The organism is Microcystis sp. BLCC-F209 (genome assembly GCF_041928595.1).
In the GTDB taxonomy this organism is placed as follows: domain Bacteria; phylum Cyanobacteriota; class Cyanobacteriia; order Cyanobacteriales; family Microcystaceae; genus Microcystis.
The window spans coordinates 1-7,350 of record NZ_JBHFLL010000343.1; the positions used below are offsets into that span (position 1 = coordinate 1).

The 7,350-nt window shown below is 40.2% G+C and carries 9 protein-coding genes; 5 read left to right on the forward strand and 4 right to left on the reverse strand.

All coding sequences use genetic code 11. The annotated features are described in order from the left end of the window. Positions 1-307 precede the first annotated feature (307 nt). The 3 genes from ACE1AQ_RS22985 (at position 308) to ACE1AQ_RS22995 (ending at position 3,249) form a co-directional block, all read left to right on the forward strand. Positions 308-1,312 carry a DnaJ C-terminal domain-containing protein gene (locus ACE1AQ_RS22985; protein ID WP_008205371.1) on the forward strand — a complete coding sequence of 335 codons (1,005 nt, stop codon included), beginning with the start codon at positions 308-310 and terminating at the stop codon, positions 1,310-1,312. A gap of 862 nt (positions 1,313-2,174) precedes the next feature. Beyond that, entirely contained in the window at positions 2,175-2,636 is a 462-nt protein-coding gene (locus tag ACE1AQ_RS22990) for an AAA family ATPase (protein ID WP_008205373.1), read from the forward strand. Next, complete coding sequence (locus tag ACE1AQ_RS22995; protein ID WP_039900475.1) at positions 2,608-3,249, forward strand: hypothetical protein; 642 nt, start codon at positions 2,608-2,610, stop codon at positions 3,247-3,249. Before ACE1AQ_RS22990 ends, ACE1AQ_RS22995 begins: the two co-directional genes overlap by 29 nt. A gap of 117 nt (positions 3,250-3,366) precedes the next feature. Here the strand turns inward: ACE1AQ_RS22995 and ACE1AQ_RS23000 are convergent, their stop codons facing one another. The 4 genes from ACE1AQ_RS23000 to ACE1AQ_RS23015 all read right to left on the reverse strand — a co-directional run bounded on the left by ACE1AQ_RS23000 (position 3,367) and on the right by ACE1AQ_RS23015 (position 5,218). Then, a complete protein-coding gene (locus tag ACE1AQ_RS23000; RefSeq protein ID WP_008205378.1) occupies positions 3,367-3,786 on the reverse strand; it encodes a ribbon-helix-helix protein, CopG family in 420 nt (139 codons plus the stop codon). A gap of 178 nt (positions 3,787-3,964) precedes the next feature. Continuing rightward, positions 3,965-4,168 carry a hypothetical protein gene (locus tag ACE1AQ_RS23005; protein ID WP_051011189.1) on the reverse strand — a complete coding sequence of 68 codons (204 nt, stop codon included), beginning with the start codon at positions 4,166-4,168 and terminating at the stop codon, positions 3,965-3,967. Between the two features lie 106 nt (positions 4,169-4,274). After that, positions 4,275-4,886 carry a class II aldolase/adducin family protein gene (locus ACE1AQ_RS23010; RefSeq protein ID WP_106908459.1) on the reverse strand — a complete coding sequence of 204 codons (612 nt, stop codon included), beginning with the start codon at positions 4,884-4,886 and terminating at the stop codon, positions 4,275-4,277. Continuing rightward, positions 4,883-5,218 carry a hypothetical protein gene (locus ACE1AQ_RS23015; RefSeq protein ID WP_008205385.1) on the reverse strand — a complete coding sequence of 112 codons (336 nt, stop codon included), beginning with the start codon at positions 5,216-5,218 and terminating at the stop codon, positions 4,883-4,885. Before ACE1AQ_RS23015 ends, ACE1AQ_RS23010 begins: the two co-directional genes overlap by 4 nt. A gap of 689 nt (positions 5,219-5,907) precedes the next feature. On the opposite strand from ACE1AQ_RS23015, the gene ACE1AQ_RS23020 reads away from it, so the two are divergent. Then, positions 5,908-6,069, forward strand: coding sequence for a hypothetical protein (locus ACE1AQ_RS23020; RefSeq protein ID WP_008205386.1), 162 nt, complete (start codon positions 5,908-5,910; stop codon positions 6,067-6,069). Positions 6,070-6,327: 258 nt separating this feature from the next. Further along, positions 6,328-7,233: a ferritin-like domain-containing protein gene (locus ACE1AQ_RS23025; protein ID WP_008205388.1), complete on the forward strand. Its 906-nt coding sequence runs from the start codon at positions 6,328-6,330 to the stop codon at positions 7,231-7,233. Positions 7,234-7,350 lie beyond the last annotated feature (117 nt).

Consider the following 7,350-nt stretch of genomic DNA (forward strand, 5'->3'; position numbering starts at 1 on the left):
AAACAGCACTTTTTCTCGGTCAATGATTAGGATAAGTTATAACTTAAAAATTAATCAACAACTAAAGCTTATGCTTGTAGCTAAGTGAAATCATTGATTAAGAGACCTGTACTTTTCAATGACTTTTTCAGCAGACCCTAAGTAGATAGTGTTAAGTGAAAACTTTGGCACTTTATTTTCACTGATCACCGGTTACTGGTTACTGTTCACCGATCACTGATCACTGATTCAAGCCTGACAACGATAAAATTAAGTTAGATTAGGAATATTCCGACTGAATCCTCATTGCTAAGGAGATAGCGTATCGATGCCTGCCGCAGATTATAAAGATTATTATGCCGTTCTGGGAGTAGGTAAAACTGCCAGCGCTGAAGAAATAAAAAAAGCTTTTCGTAAATTAGCCGTCAAATATCATCCCGATCGCAATCCTAACGATAAAAGCGCCGAAGAACGTTTTAAAGAAATTAGCGAAGCTTACGAAGTCCTCTCCGATAGCGAAAAACGCCAAAAATACGATCAATTTGGACAATATTGGCAACAGGCCGGGCGATCAAATTGGCCGGGTAATGGGGGGGTTGACTTTGGTTCGGACGGTTTTGACTTTAGCCAGTACAACACCTTTGATGATTTTATCAATGAACTGCTCGGTCGCATGGGGCGCTCCGGCGGTACTCGCCCCGGTTCCCATTCCTACGGGACTCCGGGGAGAGGATTTGGCGATTTTAGCAATTTTAACGACTTTGCCGGCTCTCGTACTGCACCGCAATCCGTCACTTCTGGTATCTCCACCGCTAAACTGCGTCTGACTTTTGCGGAAGCTTTACGAGGAGTACAAAAACGGGTTAATTTAGCCGGAGAAATGATCGATATCAAAATCCCCCCAGGAACTAAAACCGGTAATCGTCTCCGGGTACGGGGTAAAGGACTAATCGATCCCTTGAGTAAACAACGGGGAGATCTATTTCTCGATGTGGAATTAGAACCCCATCCTTTCTTTGCTTTTGAAGGCGATAATTTAACCTGTGAAGTGCCGATTACTCCCGATGAGGCGGTTTTAGGCACAGCGATTGAAGTTCCTACCCCCGATGGCCTGGTGACGGTAAAAATTCCCGCCGGTATTCGTTCCGGTCAATCCCTGCGCTTACGAGGCAAAGGTTGGATCGATAATAAAGGACAACGCGGCGATCAATTAGTCAAAATTGTCATCGATACTCCCAAAGAGTTAACGGCGATCGAACGGGAATTATACGAGAAAATTAAATCTCAGCGTAGCACCGATCCCCGTCGTCATCTCAGACAGGTGCAAATTTAGTCCCTAGCTAGGGTTTGCCGAAACAGTTTTTCGTGGTGGCAGGGTCTGGGGTGTAGGGTTTTAAGCTAAGACCCATTTTAACCCCTTATCTTTAGATTAGCTGAATCTCCCCCGCCCCCCCTTGCCCCTAGCGTAAATTTACTAAGCTGTTGACTATCTAATCCTAAATCCAGTTATTAAAGACTGATTATCTATTGCCCCTTTAGAACTAAGCCCAAATCTTTTCTCACTTTTAGAGGAGGTTTTACCAACAGTTATTCCCCTAGAAATCGAGCAAGGAGGTCAAAGTTTGCCTATTTTCCCAGTCGAGCCGATAGATAAGCTAAAAAATCGGCTCTTCTAGGTTCTGTGTGATAAGTTTAATTGACATAGGATTGATCGATCTTTGTGTCCTTTGTGTCTTTGTGGTTCGTTCCACCCCCTCGCTCTTGAGAAATGTATCTTAAAATACATTTTACCCACCAAAGCTGGGAGAGCCAAAAATCCAGAATTGAATCGATTACATGAGATGATTAAAAGCGCAACGGATTCAGAACTCACTCGCCTAGAACTTATGATTCGCAGAGAGGAAAGAAAACCACGATGAAGTACATTGTCAAAGGAGAGGAACCAGAAGTATTTAAAGAATGGAAAGCACAAAATAACGAAAACTGGCCACCTACCTTTAACTACATCTCATAATAAATTCGGTGATAATAGGCTGAGTGCAACTGATTAAGCTAAGACGTATTTAAACTGCTTATTCTTCGATTAGCCGAATCTCCTCCAATCTCTTTACTGTTGCCTCTTGCCTCTTGCCTCGTCTCAACAAGCAATTTAAATTACGAACAGCTTATCATTGGACAATGCCCAATTTACTATCATGTCTAAACAAGCAAGAAAAATTAAACTTAAAAATCTAGGAATATTAAAACAAGCTGAATTTGAGCTTGGTGATTTAACTATTATTTGTGGCAATAATAATACTGGCAAAACCTATGCTACTTATGCGCTGTTTGGTTTTTTGTATTTTTGGAAAAAAAGAATAGTATTTACAATACCAGACAAATGTATTAATCAATTACTCAGGGAAGGTTCTATTAACTTAAATCTCTTGGATTATTTTAAAAACTATCCTGAAGCTTTATCAAAAGCTTGTCAAGAATATTCAAAAAATCTATCTACCATTTTTGCCGCCAGTATTGATAAATTTAAAGGGGCTAATTTTGAAGTTGAACTCTTGATTAGTGAATCAGATTTTATTAGTAAAAAATACGAGAGTCAGATTAGTTCTGCTGGCTCAATTGCGGGAATTTTTGCCCGACAGAAAAGCAAGAGACTATAAAATTTTATTTGAGTTAATTGTAGATGATGCAATAGTTAAACCTAGTACAGGTGATCATGGTAAGAAGCAGGTCATTTTAACAGAAACTGATGACAAAAACTCTTATTCTGTTAAGATTCACTCTATCCCTGATACTGTATCTGTATTTGTTGTTAAATCGGATATTTTTCCTCCACCTAAAGCAATTTTTAAAAATAACAAGAATGAATGTAAACGCGCTGATTATATTCTTTTAGTAGAACAAGAGGAAGGTAAATATCAAGGTAAATATGTTATTTTCCTAGAGCTAAAATCAGGCAAGGATAGTAATAGTGACATTATTGCTCAACTTAAATGCTCCTTAGGCTTATTCAAGTATTGTCGCACAATTGGTAAAATATTTTGGGAGGAAGAAGATTTTTTAAAAGATTATAAATTTTGCTTTGTTACCATTAAAAATATTCCAGCGCACAGACAAAGACTTAATAAAAAGCCAACAAGAATTGATAAAGAAAGCTTATTAAAATCAGAATCTATCGAATCTTCTCTCTCTTGGATTCCTCGTAAACTGATTATATTTTGCTATCAAAACGAATTCTATTTTAATCAATTTTTTCATGGCATCTTAACTTGACAATGTTAGATTTAATTTGTCGTTACCATTTGGCTAGGAACTAGAGTTATGGGCGCACGCAATGCGCCCCTACGGAATATTTTTGGTTAACAAAAAAAAGAAAACCGCAATTACAATTCATGGAACAAAATCGGTTAAAATCTCATCTGGTTCGTCATCTATGTCATCCTCATCTAATTCCCCAATAAAATCGACAGCAGCGGAAAAATTAGCAGCAGCTAATGTTAAAGACTGCTGAGATTGCAGGGGCGACAGGAGTTGTTCGAGATTGTTTAAGCGAAATGATAGAGAATCAACCTCTTGTTTGAATTGATCAATCTTATTAATTTTAGCTTGCAATAACTTCAATTCAGCTTGAATAATCTGCAATGAATCAGTTGCAGTAGGTCGATTCTCTGCCAGATCAAGATATTGATTTAAAGCCGCCAGCATCAATTGAGAAATTGACTGATTTTGCGCCTGCGCTAACCCATCAATCTGCGCCAGTAATGCTGGTTTAACCTTGGTTTTGATGACAATTTTTGTGGATTTGCTCATGAATATTAAATCTAATCGATTAAAACATCTTCTTCAGATTGCGAATTTTGACCAGATTGTGGGAAAACCTTGGCCAACTCTGGATTCTCAACTCCTTGGTTAACAGGCGATCGCTAACAAGAAGCTCTCCCAACCGATGGACTGGGTTTTATCTCAATCTACTTAACCGGAACTCAGGTTAATAAGAAGTAAAACCTCGAAACATATAACCGACAATCAAACCGATTAATAGGGCCCATGCTTGCCCAGTTTTGACAAAATTTGAGAAGGATTTCTGGAAATTCCCGATGATATCCACGTCTTGCTCCGAAATAGTCATCAAGACATTGGTAAGAGGCGAAAAATCGATCGAGACAGATAGATGATGGAAGATGTCGATCACGATGGCATTCCTCAAAGACGAAAATCTACAGAATAAGTTAACATGAAAAGGACTAAATTAAAACCACTTTTGCACCCCCAGCGGTGAGTTGGAAAGGAGGTCACTTTCAAGATGATTGCAATTGCCAGTAATAGGATAACAATAAATTGCCCGCTTTTGCTAAATCTTGACCAAAGGCGATAATTCCTTCTTCATGACCACTCATCACTAAAATTTGTTGCTCCTCTAGACGATCTTCTTGGCATAAACGGATAATTTCTGCGGCCATTTCTGGGGTTCCATAGGCAATATTTTCTTGAGTGGTCGGCACTCGATACATCAAATTTTGCCACAGCTGGCGATGGTGAATATGAATCACCCCATTAATCTGGGGATTCGCTTCATAAATCGCTCCATGGGTGAGAGTTTCTGAAGAAGCGGCGATTGTTCCCCGACAAGTGACCCGATTTTCTCTCCAATCGTAGTCTATAACCGTGGTGTAATGGGATTCATTTAATACGGGGATTCCCCCGGTGTTAGTGCCAGAAATAATGATTTCTTTGTCTATTTTTCCTCGTTGACTCACATTACCAAAACCGATTCCGTTATCGTATTGACCGATTAATCCCAGTCGATAGAGACGATTGCGCCAATAATTTAATTCCGCAATCTCTGAGCTTATTAAGGGACGGTCAGGAATCCAAGTACAATTGTATTTAACGTAGCCTTCGTCAATCATAGATTTTTCTGAAAATATTCGGGATAATTTTGACAAACTTTCTGCACAAAGTCCTGGAGAGGATAGGAAATATTAGCGATATAATTATCTTTGATAACTTGGGAGAATAGGGGTAAAACTTCCGTATCTAAGGCGGGGTTAAATAAGTCCATCGGCAGGATTAAATCGGAACCTTCCCGTACATCAATTGTCTCAAAATTATCGGATGAAATTAACCAAAGAGGACGCACCCAAAGAGCCGAACGACTTTCGATCACCTGAATTACTTCTCCGTATAAAGTTCGATTTTTGCAGAATAAACTAACAATTTGATGGGTAGTAAATGTGTTCATAGACAATTCTAGGTTTCCTTGATACTATAGCAGTTATCTTAATGGTGAAGTACAAAGTTTTTCTTTTCGGGAACGACGGAACTGCGGAACAGTTTAGTGATCGTATTTTGACATAGATTAAACCTCTTGCATAATTAATTTTTCAGGGTTCAAAAACGGCAAAAATAAGGATTAAATGGCATAAAGTCTGTAAATAGACCATTTAACTGATTATTATTCATTCTTAATTCTCCTGACTACTGACTACTGGCTACTGACTCCTAACCCTAACAACAATTTTTGATTTTTACAAGAGGTCTATTTGTAATAAACTGACAAATTACTTAAAATAATTTAAGCTTTTTTCCGAAAAAATTGTTAAAAACTTGACATAAATACTAATTTACCCGTGATTGAATAATACTAATTGGGCGTAGGGAATGAGAGAAAATGAATGTATTAGGAGAGACAAGATTTGAGCAGGGAGTAATTAATATGTCCTTGTCAATATCTGCGATCAAGATAGCTAAGTAGGTCAAGAACTAGGCAAGGTTTGCCAGGATTATCAAGAAGAAAACCAAGAAGCGATCAGCAATACTTGGCGGGACTCCTATCAATTTATCATATACGTTCCCCATCCCGACCAGCAACAGGAAGAAATCAGCCTAGAAGCAGGTTTAAGTTGCGGTTACAACGGGGGAGTCCAGCCCATGATCAACAGAAGTCAAATTCCCGATAAAATTCCTGAAGGGGGGCATTTTGTGGTGGTGCTTAAACAGGTAAAATTAGCAGGAGAATTTAAAATTGCCGCCACGGGAATATTTATTTTAACCCAGATTATCGTCGTCCCCACTGGAGGGAAGTCTATCTAGGTGCCACGGGATTTAGTGGTTTTTAAGGCATTGGCTAGGGATTCGGTAGCATTGATGATGGTGACTCTCCTGACAAATATCTTTTCTTCACCACCTAATTTTGTTTCCCACTTGCATCAGTGATCAGTTATCAGATGTAAGCTTTCAGTTGACTGATTACTGTTTACTGATCACTGAAAAAAGCTCCCCGCTCCCTTGCCAGATTGGGGAAAAACTCCGTTAGAATACGGGAAGCCGTTAACAAAACGATACAAAATCATGACCGTTGCTTACCCTCGTAAATTCAAGAAGACGATGAGCGCTCGCGACATCATGAAGCGTGTCATTAGCGATCGCGAAATTCATCTTGTCACCCTCAATCGTTACCGCTACAACGAACAACGTAGCTGTAAAGACCTGACCGAACTGATCGAAACCTTAGACGGACAACCAAAAGAACTGATCCAGGAGCTTTCCCATCACGTCGCCGATGAGGCCCGCCATGCTTACTGGTTAACCGATTTATTAATCGAATTGGGGGCCGATGTGGGGAAACCGCCGGGGTTGTCCTATATCGACGAATTTGAACGTCTTCTCGATCAAGACCAATTCCAAGGCGAAGAACAAAGGGAAGATGGACTGATTGCGGCCCTAGCGGCAATTAACGTCACGGAAAAACGGGGATGCGAATACTTTGCCGCCCATATTTATGCCCTCAAAGCAGGGGAACAAACCCCAGAAAATCTGAAAATTCGGGACACGATCGCCAAAATCTTTCCCGAAGAAGCGGGCCATGTGCGTTGGGGTAATCGTTGGTTAGCCAAAATTGCCCAAAAAAGCCCCGAACATCGGCAAAAAGTCGAAAAAGCTAAGGCTAAATACTCGGCGATCGAACAGGCCGCCTATGAATCGGGTATGGATATCACCCTGGGGGCAGAATTGCGCCGCTTCGGTCATTTAATGGAAATCGCCGCCACTATGCCGCTCTGGCAACGTCCTCAATATCTGATGGAACGTTTACCCCAATCCCTTCTCGACCCGAAATTGCAATTATTCCGGGTAGAAGCGGCCCGAAAAGCCTGGAATCGGGATCCACAAATGTTTATGGAACGCTTTTTGCCGATGTTTTTTAATGCGGACGGCAATATTGGCAAAAAAGAGGGCTCTCCCAGGTTTGGTGGGTAAAATGTATTCTAGGATACAGTCCTGCTGGCGAGTGAGTGGAACGAACCACAAAGACACAAAGGACACAAAGATTGATCGATCATATTGTAAGTTAAACTGATCACACAGAACCTAGAA

Bases quoted from the DNA above. Each gene is read 5' to 3' on its own strand.
- ACE1AQ_RS23000 (WP_008205378.1), bottom strand. From the start codon at position 3,786: ATGAGCAAATCCACAAAAATTGTCATCAAAACCAAGGTTAAACCAGCA.
- ACE1AQ_RS23025 (WP_008205388.1), top strand. From the start codon at position 6,328: ATGACCGTTGCTTACCCTCGTAAATTCAAGAAGACGATGAGCGCTCGC.
- ACE1AQ_RS23015 (WP_008205385.1), bottom strand. From the start codon at position 5,218: ATGAACACATTTACTACCCATCAAATTGTTAGTTTATTCTGCAAAAAT.
- ACE1AQ_RS22985 (WP_008205371.1), top strand. From the start codon at position 308: ATGCCTGCCGCAGATTATAAAGATTATTATGCCGTTCTGGGAGTAGGT.
- ACE1AQ_RS22990 (WP_008205373.1), top strand. From the start codon at position 2,175: ATGTCTAAACAAGCAAGAAAAATTAAACTTAAAAATCTAGGAATATTA.
- ACE1AQ_RS23010 (WP_106908459.1), bottom strand. From the start codon at position 4,886: ATGATTGACGAAGGCTACGTTAAATACAATTGTACTTGGATTCCTGAC.
- ACE1AQ_RS23020 (WP_008205386.1), top strand. From the start codon at position 5,908: ATGATCAACAGAAGTCAAATTCCCGATAAAATTCCTGAAGGGGGGCAT.